Annotated in this window: 21 protein-coding genes; 14 read left to right on the plus strand and 7 right to left on the minus strand. The window is 45.2% G+C overall.

Going from position 1 to position 17155, the window contains the following annotated elements; translation table 11 throughout:
* Positions 1-90 precede the first annotated feature (90 nt).
* Positions 91-525, plus strand: a complete 435-nt coding sequence (locus tag LEP1GSC061_RS13705; RefSeq protein WP_016546311.1) for an LIC_13387 family protein — start codon at positions 91-93, stop codon at positions 523-525.
* Positions 526-565: 40 nt separating this feature from the next.
* On the opposite strand, the gene LEP1GSC061_RS13710 is transcribed toward LEP1GSC061_RS13705, so the two are convergent.
* Positions 566-988, minus strand: coding sequence for an acyl-CoA thioesterase (locus LEP1GSC061_RS13710; protein ID WP_016546686.1), 423 nt, complete (start codon positions 986-988; stop codon positions 566-568).
* Between the two features lie 160 nt (positions 989-1148).
* Here LEP1GSC061_RS13710 and LEP1GSC061_RS13715 point away from each other — a divergent pair, with 160 nt between their 5' ends.
* Positions 1149-1682 (plus strand): Crp/Fnr family transcriptional regulator, encoded by a 534-nt coding sequence (locus tag LEP1GSC061_RS13715; RefSeq protein ID WP_016545975.1) that lies wholly within the window; start codon positions 1149-1151, stop codon positions 1680-1682.
* 4 nt (positions 1683-1686) lie between these two features.
* Complete coding sequence (locus tag LEP1GSC061_RS13720) at positions 1687-2115, plus strand: cyclic nucleotide-binding domain-containing protein (protein WP_016546130.1); 429 nt, start codon at positions 1687-1689, stop codon at positions 2113-2115.
* 13 nt (positions 2116-2128) lie between these two features.
* Here the strand turns inward: LEP1GSC061_RS13720 and LEP1GSC061_RS13725 are convergent, their stop codons facing one another.
* Positions 2129-2563 carry a DUF1564 family protein gene (locus LEP1GSC061_RS13725; protein WP_016546626.1) on the minus strand — a complete coding sequence of 145 codons (435 nt, stop codon included), beginning with the start codon at positions 2561-2563 and terminating at the stop codon, positions 2129-2131.
* Between the two features lie 147 nt (positions 2564-2710).
* Between LEP1GSC061_RS13725 and msrA the strand changes: the two genes are divergently transcribed.
* Positions 2711-3217, plus strand: coding sequence for a peptide-methionine (S)-S-oxide reductase MsrA (gene msrA / locus LEP1GSC061_RS13730; protein WP_198014276.1), 507 nt, complete (start codon positions 2711-2713; stop codon positions 3215-3217).
* A 6-nt stretch (positions 3218-3223) separates the two neighbouring features.
* Here msrA and LEP1GSC061_RS13735 read toward each other — a convergent pair whose 3' ends face one another.
* A complete protein-coding gene (locus LEP1GSC061_RS13735) occupies positions 3224-5602 on the minus strand; it encodes a PAS domain-containing sensor histidine kinase (protein ID WP_016546872.1) in 2379 nt (792 codons plus the stop codon).
* Positions 5603-5856: 254 nt separating this feature from the next.
* Here LEP1GSC061_RS13735 and LEP1GSC061_RS13740 point away from each other — a divergent pair, with 254 nt between their 5' ends.
* The 3 genes from LEP1GSC061_RS13740 to LEP1GSC061_RS13750 all read left to right on the plus strand — a co-directional run bounded on the left by LEP1GSC061_RS13740 (position 5857) and on the right by LEP1GSC061_RS13750 (position 8648).
* On the plus strand, positions 5857-6558 hold the full coding sequence (locus LEP1GSC061_RS13740; protein ID WP_016546728.1) for a fatty acid desaturase CarF family protein: 702 nt from the start codon (positions 5857-5859) through the stop codon (positions 6556-6558).
* A gap of 69 nt (positions 6559-6627) precedes the next feature.
* On the plus strand, positions 6628-7713 hold the full coding sequence (locus LEP1GSC061_RS13745) for an alpha/beta fold hydrolase (RefSeq protein WP_415751836.1): 1086 nt from the start codon (positions 6628-6630) through the stop codon (positions 7711-7713).
* A gap of 14 nt (positions 7714-7727) precedes the next feature.
* Positions 7728-8648: an alpha/beta fold hydrolase family protein gene (locus tag LEP1GSC061_RS13750; protein ID WP_016546063.1), complete on the plus strand. Its 921-nt coding sequence runs from the start codon at positions 7728-7730 to the stop codon at positions 8646-8648.
* 20 nt (positions 8649-8668) lie between these two features.
* On the opposite strand, the gene LEP1GSC061_RS13755 is transcribed toward LEP1GSC061_RS13750, so the two are convergent.
* The 3 genes from LEP1GSC061_RS13755 to LEP1GSC061_RS13765 all read right to left on the minus strand — a co-directional run bounded on the left by LEP1GSC061_RS13755 (position 8669) and on the right by LEP1GSC061_RS13765 (position 11582).
* The gene (locus tag LEP1GSC061_RS13755) at positions 8669-9826 is read right to left on the minus strand and encodes a M48 family metallopeptidase (RefSeq protein ID WP_016546334.1); all 1158 of its coding nucleotides are present in this window, start codon (positions 9824-9826) and stop codon (positions 8669-8671) included.
* 19 nt (positions 9827-9845) lie between these two features.
* Complete coding sequence (locus LEP1GSC061_RS13760) at positions 9846-10802, minus strand: YjgN family protein (protein ID WP_016546316.1); 957 nt, start codon at positions 10800-10802, stop codon at positions 9846-9848.
* A 168-nt stretch (positions 10803-10970) separates the two neighbouring features.
* Positions 10971-11582 (minus strand): uracil-DNA glycosylase, encoded by a 612-nt coding sequence (locus LEP1GSC061_RS13765; RefSeq protein WP_016546164.1) that lies wholly within the window; start codon positions 11580-11582, stop codon positions 10971-10973.
* 94 nt (positions 11583-11676) lie between these two features.
* On the opposite strand from LEP1GSC061_RS13765, the gene LEP1GSC061_RS13770 reads away from it, so the two are divergent.
* The 7 genes from LEP1GSC061_RS13770 (at position 11677) to LEP1GSC061_RS13795 (ending at position 16712) form a co-directional block, all read left to right on the plus strand.
* Entirely contained in the window at positions 11677-12612 is a 936-nt protein-coding gene (locus tag LEP1GSC061_RS13770) for a cation diffusion facilitator family transporter (RefSeq protein WP_016546355.1), read from the plus strand.
* Positions 12613-13043: 431 nt separating this feature from the next.
* The gene (locus LEP1GSC061_RS21700) at positions 13044-13193 is read left to right on the plus strand and encodes a hypothetical protein (RefSeq protein WP_016546597.1); all 150 of its coding nucleotides are present in this window, start codon (positions 13044-13046) and stop codon (positions 13191-13193) included.
* A gap of 125 nt (positions 13194-13318) precedes the next feature.
* The gene (queD, locus tag LEP1GSC061_RS13775; RefSeq protein WP_016546435.1) at positions 13319-13699 is read left to right on the plus strand and encodes a 6-carboxytetrahydropterin synthase QueD; all 381 of its coding nucleotides are present in this window, start codon (positions 13319-13321) and stop codon (positions 13697-13699) included.
* Positions 13700-13705: 6 nt separating this feature from the next.
* Positions 13706-14407, plus strand: a complete 702-nt coding sequence (gene queC / locus LEP1GSC061_RS13780) for a 7-cyano-7-deazaguanine synthase QueC (RefSeq protein WP_016546813.1) — start codon at positions 13706-13708, stop codon at positions 14405-14407.
* A gap of 66 nt (positions 14408-14473) precedes the next feature.
* On the plus strand, positions 14474-14755 hold the full coding sequence (locus LEP1GSC061_RS13785) for an NAD(P) transhydrogenase subunit alpha part 2 (protein ID WP_016546697.1): 282 nt from the start codon (positions 14474-14476) through the stop codon (positions 14753-14755).
* A 7-nt stretch (positions 14756-14762) separates the two neighbouring features.
* Positions 14763-16172, plus strand: coding sequence for an NAD(P)(+) transhydrogenase (Re/Si-specific) subunit beta (locus LEP1GSC061_RS13790; protein WP_016546119.1), 1410 nt, complete (start codon positions 14763-14765; stop codon positions 16170-16172).
* A gap of 102 nt (positions 16173-16274) precedes the next feature.
* On the plus strand, positions 16275-16712 hold the full coding sequence (locus tag LEP1GSC061_RS13795; protein ID WP_016546795.1) for a YbaN family protein: 438 nt from the start codon (positions 16275-16277) through the stop codon (positions 16710-16712).
* A 29-nt stretch (positions 16713-16741) separates the two neighbouring features.
* Here LEP1GSC061_RS13795 and LEP1GSC061_RS13800 read toward each other — a convergent pair whose 3' ends face one another.
* On the minus strand, positions 16742-17080 hold the full coding sequence (locus LEP1GSC061_RS13800; protein ID WP_016546317.1) for a helix-turn-helix domain-containing protein: 339 nt from the start codon (positions 17078-17080) through the stop codon (positions 16742-16744).
* Positions 17081-17155 lie beyond the last annotated feature (75 nt).

The raw sequence follows: 17155 nt of genomic DNA on the forward strand, positions 1-17155 counted from the left end.
CTACCGGAACTTCTCCGAATGTAGGATATCCTCTACGCGAACTTTTTAATCCGGATCCTTAGATCCGAAAACCAAAGAAAAGGAATACTCATGAGTGCAAAAATTCTATTAAGAATCGCCGCCTTTCTTTTGTTCTTTCATGTTGTGGGTCATTCCACCGGAATGATTACTAGAAAGAATAAAACGAACGAAGCCGAAATCTCTCTGATGAATCGCATGGCGGAAGTGAAAGTCTCCATTATGGGAAAAGAAACCGACCGTTCTTACGATGACTTTTACCTAGGATTCGGAATCAGTCTTTCTTTCGCGCTTTTTTCTTTCGGAATCCTTCTCTGGCTATTGGGAAGCCTGGGAGAAAAGGATCCTAACTTTACTAAGAAATTGCTCTCGCCGATTCTATTCGTCTTAGTGTCCTTCACTACGATCGATATTCTTTACTTCTTTCCCGTGCCGGCGTTTACCTGCCTTTTGGCATCCGTAGCGATTGTGAGTGCGATCGTGCGGCTCGGAAAGGAAAAGTCCTAAAAAGAATCCGAATATAGAATTAGGCTAAAAGCTTCTTAGCCTAATCTAAAATCGCTTCCGTCTCTTCCTTACCTTCCATCTTGCGAAGCACTTCCTCCGGCAAAGGAACCGGTCTCTTTCGTTTGAAATCCAACCACATACCGTGGTTCACGACCTTGCAGACCAATATGCCTTCATTTTTACTGAAGATATCCTGACGAAAGACGGCCCTAGTCCGACTCAAGACCTCCACTTCGGTTTCCACGACCACCGTATCGGGATATTTCAATTCCTTAAGATACGTATATTCTGCCTTTAACACCACCGGTCCGATTTCGGTGGCCTCTATCGCTTTTTTATCCCAACCGGCTTCCCGAAATAAGGCGAAAACCGCCTCCTCGGAAAGGGAATTATAAACCGCATTATTCACATGACCGTTTGAATCGGTATCTCTAAAACGAACGGGAACTTCTATCGAGAACATTTAGCCTCCGTTTACCCTGATATTCCCATTAAAGTGTATATGCACTATTATTGTCAAGCCGGTACCGGATCCCGAAAAAACTCCCTCCCGAAACGATCCGCTTCGATCGAAAAATTTCGCCCGAGTTCGGATTTACCGAGAAACCTACGTCTCACATAACATGGCGACAATTCTGGATTTCGTACACAGTGTTTTTACCAAAGTATACGAGAAAGATTCCTTCATTTTCAAGGAAGGACAGGAATCCGACGGAAACATGTATTTTCTTTTCCAAGGACAACTGAGGGTCTGCAAAAATCGGCCCGAAGAAAAAGATAGGACCGTAAAAGAACTGTTTCCCGGAGAATTCTTCGGTGAGATCGCCCTCATATCCGGTAGACCTAGGTCCATGTCGGTTCAAGTCCTTTCTCCATCCGCCAAGGTCGGAGTGCTCAATAAAGGCGTCTTCGAAAAACTGGAAAGAACCAGTCCGCAATTTCTTCTCATGCTTCTCAAGAATACCTTCGAAAAATTGAATCGCGCAGAATCTAAATTGGAATCCATCTACTCCGAATTGCATCGTAAGGAAGAAGAGGAGAAGGGAACCCGAACCGAGTCCAAAGAAAAGTCCCCGGAACTTACCGGTTCCTCCTCTACGGAAACGGAAGCTCAGAGTTCTCCGGAAACCGCCGCTGCGGAAACTACTCAAGGATAACGGAATGAGTCTGAATATTTTAGATTTTATTAATAATGTTTCCGTAAAAACATACCTTTTAGGAGAGACCGTCTTCAAGGAAAAAGATCCCTCCAACGGAATGATGTATTTCGTGTTTACCGGAGCAGTGGAAGTACGCAAAAGCTACGACGGAGAGACTCGAGTGGTCCGACAAATGGAACCCGGTTCCTTTTTCGGGGAAATCGCACTCATAAATAACGTTCCCAGAGCGGCGACGGTCCAGGTGGTTTCCGAAAAATCCAAAATCGGAATTCTGGACCAAGAAATGTTCTACCGGATCGGCCAGACCAATCCCAAATTCTTCTCCGCACTTTTAAATACCTCCATCCAGCGACTCGCATCCGTGGAGGACGAGATCGCCAGATTGCAGGCGGGACAACCGATCCAGCCTCTTAGAAATTCCAGGGAATAATATAGATCCGGACCTAAGCGACCTTTTTAGAAGCGGACTTGGGTTCGGACTCTCCGGAAAAGTATCTTTCCAAAAGATAACTGAAAAGGTAGCAACGTGACACTCCGTGCTTCCTCGCCAATAGTCCCAGTTTTCCCCAGTCCGATGCCGAAGGTCGAAAATTCAATCTAGACCATTCGTTTCCGGGTCTCGATTTTTTCCTTTGGTATTTTAGAATCAGGGGATCCGGATTGAACGTTTTGCGTTTCTCCAGTTCGCTCGCATACAAAGAAAGTAGCTCGTTTAGGCAGCGGGCTCCGGAGCGAGTTCCCTTCCAATTCTTCCGAAAACGCTTATATAAAACGTTCGCAAGAATCAAAGTACAAACCGGAAGCGTATCCGGAATCGATTGGGACTTAGAAGATCTGGCCTTCAATGGTTTGGGGTTAACGATTAATTTCCATTTCATACTTGGTTCCCGTTCCGGAACTAGCAATAATGCCGACGTTTTTTTTCAGAAACTCCGGAAAAACGGTTCCGAGCCCCGACTTTTCGGTTTTTTATCAGGCTCTAATAGAAGTCGCTCGAGGAGAGAAGAATGTCGGATCAAGAGAATCTGGAATATGCTACGTTAGGTGGAGGATGCTTTTGGTGCGTGGAAGCGATTTACCAACTCGTAAACGGAGTAGAATCCATCGTTTCCGGATACGCGGGAGGTTCGGATCCTTCCCCAAATTATAAATCGGTTTGCACGGGATTAACCGGTCACGCGGAAGTCATCCGCATCGGTTTCGATCCCAAGATCATTTCTTTCCAAGGTATCCTGGATATTTTCTGGGAGGCCCATGATCCTACCACGCGTAATAGACAAGGAAACGACGAAGGTCCTCAATATAGAAGTATCATACTATATGAAAGCCCGGAGCAGAAGGAAACCGCCGAGAAGTCCAGGACTTCCGCCCAGTCCAAATTCTCGTCTCCGATCGTCACGGAAATCGTTCCTCTGGAAAAATTCCATCCGGGAGAAGGATACCACCAAAACTATTTCAGAACGAATCCTAGTCAGCCTTACTGTCATTACGTAATTCGTCCTAAGATCGAAAAATTTCTGAAGAAGAAATAACTAGGATTAATTCGGCAAATTTACGAAGAAGGTCGTTCCATTTGGAGAAGTCTCGAAACGGATCGTGCCTCCATGATTTTCCACGATTCTCTTAGCGATATCCAACCCTAGACCGGAACCTTCTCCAGGAGCCTTGGTAGTAAAAAAAGGTTCGAAAATTCTGGGTTGGATATTTTCGGGAATTCCGGGTCCTGAGTCGGAGATCCGCACTTGAGTTTCGCTATCTCCCGATTTTTGGATCCCTATCTTTAAGGTTCCCTTATATTCCATGGCTTGGATCGCGTTATAGATAAGATTGGTCCATACGTGCAGTAGATCGTCGGAGTATGCCTGGATGGGCGGAAGAGTTTCGTAATCCTTTACGATCTCTATGCCCGACTTCAGCTGGTTCTGATAGATGGTGAGAACGGTATCCACACTCTCGAACAAATTTACTTCCGACTTGGGACCGCCCACGCTGAAATGGGAAAAATTCTTAAGCGCATAGACGATCTTAGAAGTACGATCCACCGACATTTCTATCAAGTTGGAACTCCTACTAGCTTGAATCTCGTCCACTGCGTATTGTAGAACCTCTTTGGTGTGTTTACCCGTGAATAATCTGGGATAATCCTCCAGAGCGGATTCCAGGCCCACATCCACCAAACCCTCCGCTAAATTTCTCGCCTCGGCGATTCCCAAATCCTTCAGCTTGGCTTCCAGTATCTTGGTCTTCGCCCTCGCTTCCTTAGGAGGAAGAATATCCTTATGATATCTGCCCTTGCGGATCAAGGATTGGAAGTCCTCTTTGGATTTTTCGTTCAATCTGGAGATGATCGAGGCGGCATCCTCCATTCTTTCCATGGATCTATGAAAATGACTCTTAACCGATTCGTTTGCGGCGCGAATAACTCCGATGGGATTATTGATTTCGTGAGCGATTCCCGCTACGAGCTGGCCCAGAGCGGCCATTTTTTCCGAGAGAATGAGTTGATTTTGGGCCTTCTTCAAATTATCCAAAGTGGATTCCAATTCTTTCTTTTGGGCCGCGATCAACTCGTTTCTTGCGGAGATCTCATTATTCAAGGACCTTAATTCTTCCGCTTCCTTTCTCGCGGAAATATCCTTAACGATATTGATCATCCGCATGGTTCCGTCGATTACCACGAAACGACTCGAAAACTCGGAAAGAATCAGCCGTCCATCCTTAGCTCGAAAGAAAGTTTCCTCGTTTAAAAGAACCCCTTCTTTTATAATTTTTTCCTTATATCTATCCCGCACTTCCGGATCCGGCCAAAGACCCAATTCTACGCTCGTAGTCCCCACTGCGTCGTCTCGGGTATAGCCGAACATCTTGGTAAAACCGTCGTTGATATCCAGATACTTTCCGTCTTCGTAATTGGATATGGACGTAGCGTAAGGACTTAGCTTAAAGACTTTCGAAAATAGCTCTTGGCTCGTCTTCAAATCCTCTTCCGCTAAATGCTTTTCCGTGATATCCTGCCCGGTACCGAATCCCATAAAGGAATCGTTATATTTCCCCTTGGTCAGAATGTATCGGATTTTGCCGTCCACTCCCTTTGCCCTGTAAATAAATTCGACGGAGAAATTCCTGTCCTCTCTGTTCCGTCTTGCGTCCGCCAGAATTTCTCGTAATTTTTCCCTTTCCTCCTCTTCTACATACGTAGATAGAAAAGAATCGAAGCTCATACTTACGGATTCTCTGGCTTTCGTTTCCCCTAATAGAATTCTATATTCTTTGGATAATGTCAGCTCCAGATTGGACGTGTCCAAAGACCAGCTTCCCAATTTGGCCCCTATATGTGCTTTGGACAATTCTTCCCGGACTTTCTTGAAGCCTCCCAGCCCGAATCGCAGCAGGATTAGTATCATGAAGAAGCCTATTGCGTTTCCGGTCAGAACCGCCCATTCTCCCGGCATAGGAGGGAGAGGCTTAATCCAACCTTGCATTCGGAAATAAACGCTGCAAAAACCGACCAATATAGAACCGATCGTATATGCGAGAGCCACCCAATTTCCAAGAAGAAGAGAGGATAACGTGATCACCACCATAAATAGGGAGAACGCCACCGCGTGCACCCCCGTCTCCCGTAGCATCACTATGGAAAGCGCCAACCATTGTAGGAAGACCAGTATATGAGTGCCTAGTTTGATCCTTCCGAATTTGGCCAGTACGTGGCAGAATAGCACGGCGGAAGGTATGATATAAAACGAATAATACGTGTCCTTGGGCTTATCCGCGACGAAAGGATGAACGATACGAAAAAGAACGGAGACGGAAAAGGAAACGGTCATTAGGCCGTACAATAGCCTAACGGATACAGCCTTCTCCGCATCCATGTATATGGGAGGGGATAATATTTTCCGCAATCTTTCCCGAATCATAGGTTAGAAAGGTATTCTCCTTTCTTTTTCCCTCATAGGTAAAGATGAAAAGGTCCGATTTGATGCCCAAGATTCAATTTTGAAGGAATTCCTACAAAACGACACCAACCACGATAGCCCGAAGTACATAGAAATTTTTTAGACCCCCGTCTTACGTCTCCAAGGCTTCTAAAGACATAGAAAGCGATCTCCGAATCCGCGAATTTTACGAAAAAAATTTTTGCAAACCTTACAATATTCCTGAATCTTAGGACATGGGAATTCTTAGACGGCTCTTCCCCTATCCGTTTCGCATCCATAGACTCGTGGAAGTTCTAAGCCTAGGACTATTCCTATTATTTACCGTTCTTTCCTTTTGGAAATTCGGCCGGATCTCTCTTATTCATTTTAAGGATTCCTATTCGATTCTAATATTTGTCGGAATCGCCATCTTCTTTGCCGCCTATATATGCGCGGATTTCATCTCCGGTTTCGTTCACTTTTTAGGGGACAGTTTTGGAGACGAGAATACTCCGTATATCGGTCCCGCATTCATCTTTCCTTTCCGGGATCACCATGTGGACCCTAAAGGAATTACAAGACACGATTTCGTGGAGACTAACGGGAATAATTGCCTAGTCTCTCTCCCTATTCTCCTCTATTGCTTTTTCGTTCCTATCCAATCGGATACTTTTCCCTGGGGCAGAATCTTTTGGCTTTTGGTGCTAGTCGGAATATTCTTCACGAACCAAATCCATAAATGGGCGCACCAAGATTCCCCCAATCGATTCGTTCGATTTCTACAGAATCGTCGTTTGATATTATCGCCCGAACATCACGGGATCCACCACACGAAACCTTACGACACTTTCTTTTGCATCACAACCGGATGGTGGAACTCCTTACTACATAGAATCCGATTCTTTCCCTTTGTAAAAAGAGTTCTAAAAGGAATCTTTCGGCCTTTTACAGGCTGAATCCCTGATTGGCTCGCCTTCAAAGTACCTTAGTATAATTCGATTCGAATTTTCCTTGATTCCTTCGGGATAGATTGCAGCATCGCGGGTATGTTTCGTTTTTTCCTGGCATCTCTGTTACTCCTGCCCTTCTTCTTCTCCTGTTCGGCGAATATCGCCCTAAACGGCGAAATCTCCCATCCTAAAACGAGCGACGATTGGGATCTCACGATGGAACATTTTCCTCCCGCTGCGGGATCCAATCCGAAAAAATATCCGGTCATTCTTTGTCACGGCTTCATCGCAAACCGAATCTATCTAAAGATAAACGAAAAGTCCTCCATCGTCGCCAACTTACAGAGAGAAGGTTACGACGTGTGGCTTTTGGAGCTGAGAGGCAAGCAAACCGCAGGTTCTCCGGGACTACTCTTCGGATCCAAGACCTTCGATTATTCCATCGACGATTATATCAAGCAGGACGCCGACACGGCCATCCAATATGTTCTGAAGAATACCGGAAAGGACAAGGTAAATTGGGTAGGACATAGTATGGGAGGAATGATCCAATACGCGAGACTGGGCAGCTTGGGAGAAAATAGAATCGCAAACTTCGTAGCGATCGGTTCTCCGGCAATCTTGGATCCTCCTAATAGAGCTTTAAGCCTTTGGTCCAGTTTTACTTGGGCCTTGAATCTTTGGTTCGTTGTTCCTACCGAAACCTGGGCGGGGATTCGAGGAGGCACGGGGCTGCCCATTTTTCCGCGTAAATACTTCGAAGAGATTTTCTGGTACGAACCGAATATAGATCCTAAAATCCGTTCCGGGATTTTCACCGATTCCATCGCCACGGTTTCCAAAAGAGAAGCTAGACAAATGGAAAAGGTCATCGAAACGGGATCCTTTCGCTCCGAAGACGGTAAATTGAACTATGCGGAAGGATTAGGAAATATTAAAATACCCGTATTATTGGTAGGAGGACGTAGGGACAAATTAGGATTCACTTATTCCCTCAGATACGTCTATGATAATCTCGGAACCGCGGATAAGACTTTATTCATCGCTTCGAAGGGAAAAGGGCATTCGGAGGATTACGGCCACACGGATTTAGTTACGGGCAAGAGAGCGGACGAGGAAATTTTTCCTACGATCCTACAATGGCTAAATAAAAGAAACTAATTCGAGATCATAGCATGAAATTCAAAATAGCATTCACACTTCTTCTTATATCCGTTTTATCCTCTTGTACGAGATATGCGGTAATCACCGAGGAAAAATTCAGAAAACAGACCGCAAACATTGCGAATAACGTATATTTGACCACATTCTCGGACGTAAATTCGGACCAACCCCCTATTCTACTTTTGGATCCTATTCTCGTGAATAAGAAATCCCTGTATCTGGGAGATTACCACGGACTCATAGGAGTCTTGAGCGGAAACGGTTTCTCGGTTTGGTTATTGCATTTCGAAACCTACCCCGGAATCGACTTGAAGGAAATAGGCGAGAAACTCATCCCTCAGGCAGTTTCCCAAATCCAAAAAGTCACGGGCAAAAAAGAATATATCCTCGGAGGAGTCTCTTTGGGAGGACAGGCGATTCTTCATTATATTCGAACCAAAAAAGATCCTTCCATAGCGAAAGCGTTCTTCTTAGGAACCGGAATGGATTATAAGTATACCGACAGTTTCCTGGACGATATGAAGAAGGAAAAAAAATTCGGGACCGATCTTTCCAATTCCTGTAAGAATAAGGAAAGCTTCTGCTCCAAATATATTTCCTTGGACGAGGACAATCCGACCACTCTTTACCTTTACCAGACTCTCTGGAATTACCTCCCCTCACTGGAAGAAAATCCGAAAGTATGGTCAGAATTCGAAGCCATGGATTTTCCTACATTATTCATAGCCGGAAAGATAGACAGCGTTGCCACAGCGGAATCCATTCACCCCGTGTATCGTAGAAAAAGAGGATTCTCACAATACTACGAGGCGGGAAGAGATAACGGAGCGGCCATCGATTACGATCACCTGTCCTTATTCGCGCACGAAGACGCGCCTTCGACGATCTACCAAAGAATCGCGGACTGGTTAGGAAAGAAGAAGGGAGAATGATCTCTTAGATTTAAAAACAATCAATCGAAGATTTCCATCTTCAATTGCTTGGGAGGAGTACTCGGATCGCAAAGATTCTTGATCCGATTCCACTCCTTCCTACCGATTCCCAAACCTCCCTTAGGATAGCCGGGCAAGGATATCGCATTCTTCACATTTTGGATCCGATCGTCCGTAGACGGATGAGAACTCATGAAATCCGGGATCTTGGTTTTATTCTCTTCTCCTTCCGCAGGAGTCTCGTATTCCTCTTTTAACCTTTCGAAAAAACTCAAGAAACCCGAGGCTCCGATTTTGGAATTCTTTAGCTTATCCAAGGCGATCTCGTCGGCTTCGCTTTCGTATTCTCTGGAAAATTTTTGGTCGAATACCGCCACGCCGATGACTTCGTAAAGCGTATCCATATTTTCGAGAGTATCCACCCCTTCGAAACCCGCTCCGATACCCATGGAAAGAAGAACCACGTTAGCTGCCGATCTAATTTGCCTGCGAACTCCATGTCGTTTATGGATATGAGCCATTTCGTGGGCCATTACTCCGGCCAATTCTTCCGGAGAATCCGTTTTGGAAATCAGATCCGTAAATAAAACGATGGTTCCTCCGGGCATGGCGAACGCGTTGAAGACTTCCTTATCCACGATGATTATATCGTATTCGAAAGGATCGTCCTTTTCCTTCAGCTTCGAGCTTATCTTTTTGACCGCCGAATTTAAGCTAGGGGATTTACATTCGGGTAAATAGTCTCTGAGCCATCCGGACATGATTTTGGACTGTTCTTTATCGTATCCTAAGGGCACGAGAACATACGCGTAGGAAGTAACTTTGCTATATGTGAAGAATGCGATTACTGCAGTAACCAGAAGCACTGCGATTTTGACCACGAACTTAGAATTCAACCAAAGGGAGAAGATTCCGGAACCTTTTCGAATGCTCTGGTTTGCGAGAATGGTTTTATATACTTCCTCGGAATGAAAAACAAGCATGAATCCCACGAATTTATCCGCAGGATTTCTGATCTCCATTCTGTATTCTTTTCCTAGCTTTTCCAAGGAAAGGATATCGGAATAAGGAAAATTGAATTTCTTGGATCTGCTTCGAAAAGTGACGAAATCCAAATCGCATTCCAATGTACCTTCCGAAGGAATCGGGGTCTTGCCGTCGTAAAGTTTATCTTTCATAAGAAAATCGAATCCGCTGTCAGTCGAAAATTTCCGCGATTGCCTCGAGAGCGCTTTCAAATCCTTCCGCCAGAGCGGAGGCCCCCACATCGAATCCCGCTCCCACATGATTCAGGTCCGGCTTTACTTCGATGGAAACTGATTCCAAATACAATTTCAACCAAATGACGGCGACCCAAGGAGCCGCAATCAATACCGTAAAGAAGAGAAGAAGATAGGACAAAATGGTATAAACCATGATATCTTCTCCTCTAAGATCTCCTTTGAAACGGATTCCGTTTACCAAGGTATGATTCCAGTAATAATTCTTAATATTGGCCTGCCACCAAAAGACAAAGATCCCGCAAGTGAGAATACTGAAGAAGATACCTTTCAAATGGATCCAAAGTAGATCGGTTCCGATTCCGTCGAAGCTGAAAGGAACGGTTCCGTAATACGTATTTTCCTTGTCGAATTTCTGCAGACGGATCGAAAACCAAGGAGCGTAGATCCCTAGAGTCAGAACGATAAGAGGAATCCCTAAAAGAAAGATTCGAACGACTTCGGAAACTCTACCCGAAAAATGGAAGCGGATATTATTGTAGGATGTCCTACTTAAATTGTATCTAGTTCGGCCGATATATATAAAAGGCAATAACGTATAAAACATGATAAGAATCGCACCGTATGGAGCGTACTGCTTATAATCCTCCGGCAATGCATAATCCAAAGGAATCTTCAAAGCGAAATAATAGATCAACGCGACAGGAGCAGCTTTTATAAATCCGATCAGACGTTCCTTACCCGTAGCGTGATAATCGAATCTTTGCCCGAAAAAAATCAAATGATTACGTAAGTAACGAAAGACCTTGACTCGCGCCCAAAAAGAATAAATCCCTAGAGTAGAGATAGTCGCAAGCGCGTTAAACAAATAAAGCTTCAGCAATTCCCAGCCGTCGCCGTCGAATTTCAAACGATTGGATTCAGTCGCTTCCATTCCTTTCTCCTAAAATACGCGCCGATAAAAAGAAATCCGGAAAAATCCGAAGCCTTATGTTCCCCGAGTAGAGCGCCAAGATTGATACGAGTTTTGTAACGAGCAAGAAACTATTTGTTAAGCGGCCCGAAACCTTTTCCCGTCGAAGTAAATTCCCTTCTAAGGAATCTATCCGGGACGAGGCCAACCCAGACGGTCCAAGACTTTTTTAATATCTTCCCAGACTTCCCTTTTTAAGGGGCTATTATCTCCTCCATTTCGTATAACGAAACTGGGGTGGTAAGTAGGCATGACGGGAATCCCGTGAAAATCTCCCCAATGTCCCCTTAATTTCGTAATGCCTTCCTTAGTTCTTAAAATGAATCGAGTGGAAGGATTCCCTAAAGTGATAATGACCTTGGGCTGGAGGATCGCAATCTGTCGGAGCAAAAAAGGAGAACAGGCGATCACTTCCTCGTCGTCCGGAGGACGATCCTTTTCGAATTTCATATCTACAGTAGGACGGCATTTCGTAATATTCGCGATGTACACTCGGTCTCTTGGAACACCCATCCCTCTTTCTATAATTCGGGTCAAAAGTTCCCCTGCCTTGCCAACAAAGGGACGACCGGTCAAATCCTCTTGTTTACCTGGACCCTCTCCGATAAACATAACCTCCGCATTCGGATTACCTTCTCCAAAAACGGTTTGGGTCCGAGTAGTGCTAAGTTTGCATCTCGTGCAAGGGGTTACTTCTTTTTGGATCTCCGCTAATCCGGCGGCTTTTTCGAAATCGCTCATAGCTTGCTCTTATCGATAAAGAGAACCCGTTATCCTGCAACCAATTTCCCAAAAAGAAGCTGGTCTAATTTCATAGATTCGGTAATTTAGATCCATGCACGGACATCACCATCACTCTCACCATGGTCATGATCATTCGCATTCTTCCGATGGACATTCTCATTCCCATGCTCCGGAGAGTTCCCGGGCTTTTCTTTACGCTTTCCTTTTGAACTTCGGATTCGCTTTTATAGAGCTTGTAGGAGGATACTTCTTCGATAGCCTCGCTATTCTATCCGATTCCCTTCACGATTTAGGAGACAGCGGCTTTCTCGCCCTAGCCTGGATCTTTCAAAAAATCGCCGCCAAGCCGAGAACTCAAACTTTCACATTCGGTTACAAGAGATTAAGTCTTTCCGCGGCCTTAGTGAATTCCTTAGTTTTATTTTTAGGCTCTTTCGCCATCTTCGCATTCGCGATCGGTAAATTACAGGAAGCGACCGTTCCAAACGGCTGGGGAATGTTAGGATTATCCATATTAGGCGTCGCAGTCAACGGTGCCGCTCTCTTTAAAATGAAAGGTATTAGCGGGCTGAACGCAAGGACCGCATTCTTACATCTATTGGAAGACGTATTGGGTTGGGTTGCGGTATTAATCGGAAGTATAGCCGTAATTCTTTTCGGATGGGCATGGGTGGATCCTAGCCTTTCCATACTCATTTCTCTCTGGGTGGGATTTCAATCTTTCCGAAATTTAAGAAAGATACTTTTGCTACATTTGCAATCATCTCCCGAAGGGATCGACACCAAGGAATTGGAGACACGCATACTCGGTATCAAAGGCGTTCAATCCGTACACGATCTACATCTTTGGTCCATGGACGGGGATTATCATGTCTTGACTCTGCACGTAGGAGTCAAAGGAAGTTCCATTTCTCAGGCTCAAAAACTAAAGGAGAAAATCCGGGAAATTACAAAGGAATTCCGGATCCCCCATGCTACCGTAGAAGTGGAACCGGAAGGCGCCGAATGCCCCTACCAGGAATGTTAATCTAGAGAAGAATTGCATTCCTTTGTGGGCATGCATAATTCTCTGGCGGCATACTGCAATCCGCTACAGTAATCTATATAAGTACTACCGGGAGGGAGAGCCTCCGCACATCTCTGGTCCTCCTGTAATAACACAAGGCAAGCGGAAGGGTTGGATTTCTTCGTCTCGCATTTGTTACAAGCGGATACAATACATACAAACAACAGAAAATAGATATATTTCAAATTCATAATCAATAGAGAACGTTATCTAACGTGAAACCGATCCTGGAAAAGAAAAATCCGTATCGCCAATCGGTCAAAGAGACATAATTTAAAAATCACCAATGCCCTACCCAAAACCGGATTCTAGCCTGAAAAGAGGGGTTTACCGGGGCTTCTACCTGCCTTCTCTACTTGACAGAGGAAGTTCTGCCCGGAATTTGGTCTGGTATGAACCAAAAGACTGCAAAGCTTCTCAAAAAATACGCCGAGGCCAAAGGCATCAGCGACAAGCAAATCAAGCGCGAGTGGCTGGTTTTGAACGAAACCCAAAAAGATCAGAAACGCCAAGAGATTCTAAAAGAATTGGTAAAGAAATAATAGAGTCTTTTTTCGGGAGACCGGCTTTTACAAAACCCGGTCTCGCTTCTACGCTCCGCTTTTTCTCTCCGTTCCGGAAATTTCCCCATAACCCGCTACGGATCTTCTAGATCGTCCTCATCTACATGGAAGAAATAGAACTAACAAAAGAATTTCGCTTCGACGCAGCTCATTATCTTCCAAATCTTCCGGAAGGCCATAAATGCAAGAGAATGCACGGACATAGTTTCCGATTCAAAGTGCATTTGAAAGGCCAGATCGATCCTCATACGGGATGGCTTATGGATTTTGCGGAAGTAAGTAAGGTTATAAAGCCTTTACTTGAAAATTATCTAGACCATTATCTATTAAACGAAATTCAAGGTTTGGAAAATCCGACCAGCGAAAATATCAGCATCTGGCTTTGGCAAAGAATCAAGCCGCAGTTACCTCTTTTATACAAGATTACATTAAACGAAACCTGCACAAGCGCCTGTGTTTACGAAGGTCCTTCCAAGAAAGTCTAAGTCTTTATGGCGACTCCTAGGAAATCTAACGGCGTTCGAAATAGTTCCGCTTTACCGAAGGCAGTAGTCCTTTTTTCGGGAGGCTTGGATTCAACCACCTGCCTATACCAATGTATCGAAGACGGTTATTCTCCTACCGCACTTTCCTTCGATTATAACCAAAGGCATAGGGAAGAATTGAAGTCCGCTAAGAAGATCGCCAAACTTCTGCAAGTCCCTCATATGATCCAAAAGCTCCAACCGGAATTCTTCCTGGGTTCCTCCTTAACCGAAAGAAGGATCAAAGTTCCCAAGAACGCATTAGGAGATAAGAAGATACCGAATACCTACGTCCCGGGACGTAATATTCTATTTCTATCATTCGGCGTATCCTTGGCGGAAGGAATCGGAGCGGAAAGATTGTACATCGGAGTCAACGCCTTGGATTACTCCGGCTATCCGGATTGCAGACCGGAATTCATTCGCGCTTACGCGGAAGCGGTTCGTTTGGGAACTAAGATGGGTGCCGAAGGAAGACCGTTAGAAATTCGAACCCCCTTGCAGCATCTGGACAAGAAAGAGATCGTTCTTCTCGGTTCTAAACTCGGAGTTCCTTTCTCTTTGACGCATTCCTGCTATGATCCGATCCAAGGGAAGCCTTGCGGAAAATGCGACTCCTGCCTCCTTCGAAAAAAGGGTTTTCAGGAAGCAGGCATCCCGGAAAAGTGAACGAACAGATTTTAAGGCACCGGTTTTCACGAATTTCCCGCCGGAAGCCGTCCCTAGGAAGCTAATATGGAACAGTTCGTAAGCTACCTGACGATATTTTTGATCGCAGTTTTCGTCGGAATCGAGGTGATTAACCGCATTCCTCCCCTTTTGCACACCCCTTTGATGTCAGGCTCGAACGCCATCTCCGGGATTACGATCATCGGAGCTATCTTGACTCTCCATGCTTCCCATAGTATTGCCATTCAAATCCTGGGATTCATAGCCATCGTTGCGGCAACTATCAACGTAATCGGTGGTTTCGTCGTTACCCACCGTATGTTGGGAATGTTCAAGAAAAAGGATTAAATCATAAATGGAAAAAGCATATATCAATCTTATTTATCTAGTTTCCAGTGTCCTTTTTATCATCGGATTAAAGTTACTTTCGCACCCTAAGACTGCGGTTCGAGGAAACTTTACTGGTGCTTTAGGTATGTTCCTTGCGATACTCGGAGTATTCTTCGAATACGGAACCATCACCCAAGGCGATATCATATTGATCGCGTCCGCCATTCTCGTAGGAACCGCCATCGGCACCTATATCGCTCTCAAAGTGGAGATGACAGGAATGCCGCAACTCGTGGCTCTCTTGAACGGACTCGGAGGACTTGCATCCTTCCTAGTGGGCGGTAACTCGCTTATGGAGATTATAGAGACCGGCAAGAACACCGAATTGCTGAGTAGCTTTCAGTTCACCATTTCCACCGCGGCAACCGGTATCATCGGTGCCGTTACTCTTACGGGAAGCTTGGTCGCTTTCGGAAAACTCCAAGGACTGATTTCCGAGAAAGCGGTTCGCTACTTCGGAGACCAAATCGTAAAAGTTCTCTTTCTAATCGGTGCCATCTATCTCGGATATCTGAACGTAACCCAACCTACTAATTTAGAATGGTACTGGTATGTGGTTCTGGTAGCTTCCATTTTAGGAGTGCTCCTGGTGATCCCGATCGGAGGAGCCGACATGCCTGTCGTAATCGCTCTTCTCAACTCCTATTCCGGATTAGCGGCGTCCGCAACCGGATTCGTATTAGGAAACAACGTATTGATCATCTCCGGATCCCTCGTAGGAGCTTCCGGAATTCTACTTACCCAAATTATGTGTAAGGCGATGAACCGCTCTCTCCCGAACGTTCTATTCGGAGGAATAGGAGCCGCGACTTCTTCTGCCGATAGCGGAGACATTTACGCTGGTAAGACCAAAGCCACTTCCGCAGAAGAAGTCGCTATGCTACTGGATATGGCTCAAAGAGTCGTCATCGTTCCGGGATACGGAATGGCGGTTGCTCAAGCGCAGCATGCGGTTCGCGAATTGTATAATCAACTTACCGATAAAAATATCGAAGTAGAATTCGCTATCCATCCGGTTGCCGGAAGGATGCCCGGTCACATGAACGTTCTTTTGGCGGAAGCGGATATTCCTTACGATAAAATGAAGGAAATGGACGAGATCAATCCTACCTTCAATACCGTTGATGTCGTCATCATCAACGGAGCGAACGACGTAGTGAACCCTCTAGCTAAAACTGATCCGGGATCTCCTATTGCCGGTATGCCGATTTTGGACGTAGACAAGGCAAAAACGATCATCGTAATCAAACGCTCTTTGAGTCCCGGATTTGCCGGAGTTCCTAACCCTCTCTTCATCCAGGAAAATTGCTTAATGTATTTCCAAGACGGTAAGAAGGCGACCCAAGAGATCGTAACCGCTCTGAAAGATACCTGATCGTTTTACTCTAAGAGTAGAAATGATTCTTGCAAAAGGGAAGGTTTTAACCTTCCCTTTTTTTATAGCCACCTTTTCGGATCGAAAAGAAGGAGGACTCTCTTGTCCCGAGAATTCAAAGATTATAGCGACGAAGTTCGACTTCATAAATCTAGAGTAATCCGTTTTGGCCTGGTCTTTATAGGAACCGTTTCTTTGGTTCTGGGAATCGTCGGAATCTTTACCCCCGTACTCCCGACTACTCCGTTTCTATTATTGACGGCAGCCTGTTACGCTCGGGCTTCTCAAAAGTTTTATAATTGGCTCATGAATAATAAGTATTTCGGGTCCTTTATCCGAGATTGGAGGATTCATAAAGCGATTCCGCTTCGGGCCAAAATCATCTCCGTTTCCTCAATCGTAATCACTATGACCGTCAGTGCGATCTTTGCGCCCATCCTTGCCGTTCGAATCGGAATGGCGGTCATCGGAATCTGTGTAATCGCTTATATCCTAAGATTTCCCACCAAGCGAGCGGATGATTCTGAAAATACTCGATAGATCGAAATCGATTCGTAATAGCAAATGAGTTAAGATCTCGCAAAGCGGATCATCGTCGAGTCCCATAAATATTTGGGCCTTTTTTCTAGAATTTCTTTGGCTTGAGTCCGAATCGCTTTTTCCAATCTTTGGGGAGAATTTTTCTGTCCCTCAAGCTGCATATTTACGGAAGTCCTCATGACGATTTCCGTAGCGATTTCGAGAGCACGGTCTTCCAGGATCTGCTGCAACGACTTTCGAGCTGGAATGAGTCCGTAAACGAGTTTCATATCCATAGACTCTCCGAATTGCTTAAGAACCTTTAAGGAAACGGTCCCCGCCTTTTCCCTAGCATCCATTTCTCTGACGCTTTGCGGCGAGATTCCCATTCTGGTTCCCAGTTACTTTAAGGTCATACCAAGAGCGGTGCGGATGGCATATATCCAGCCGCTCGGTGGGGCGGA

The sequence above is a fragment of the Leptospira wolffii serovar Khorat str. Khorat-H2 genome (assembly GCF_000306115.2).
In the GTDB taxonomy this organism is placed as follows: domain Bacteria; phylum Spirochaetota; class Leptospiria; order Leptospirales; family Leptospiraceae; genus Leptospira_B; species Leptospira_B wolffii.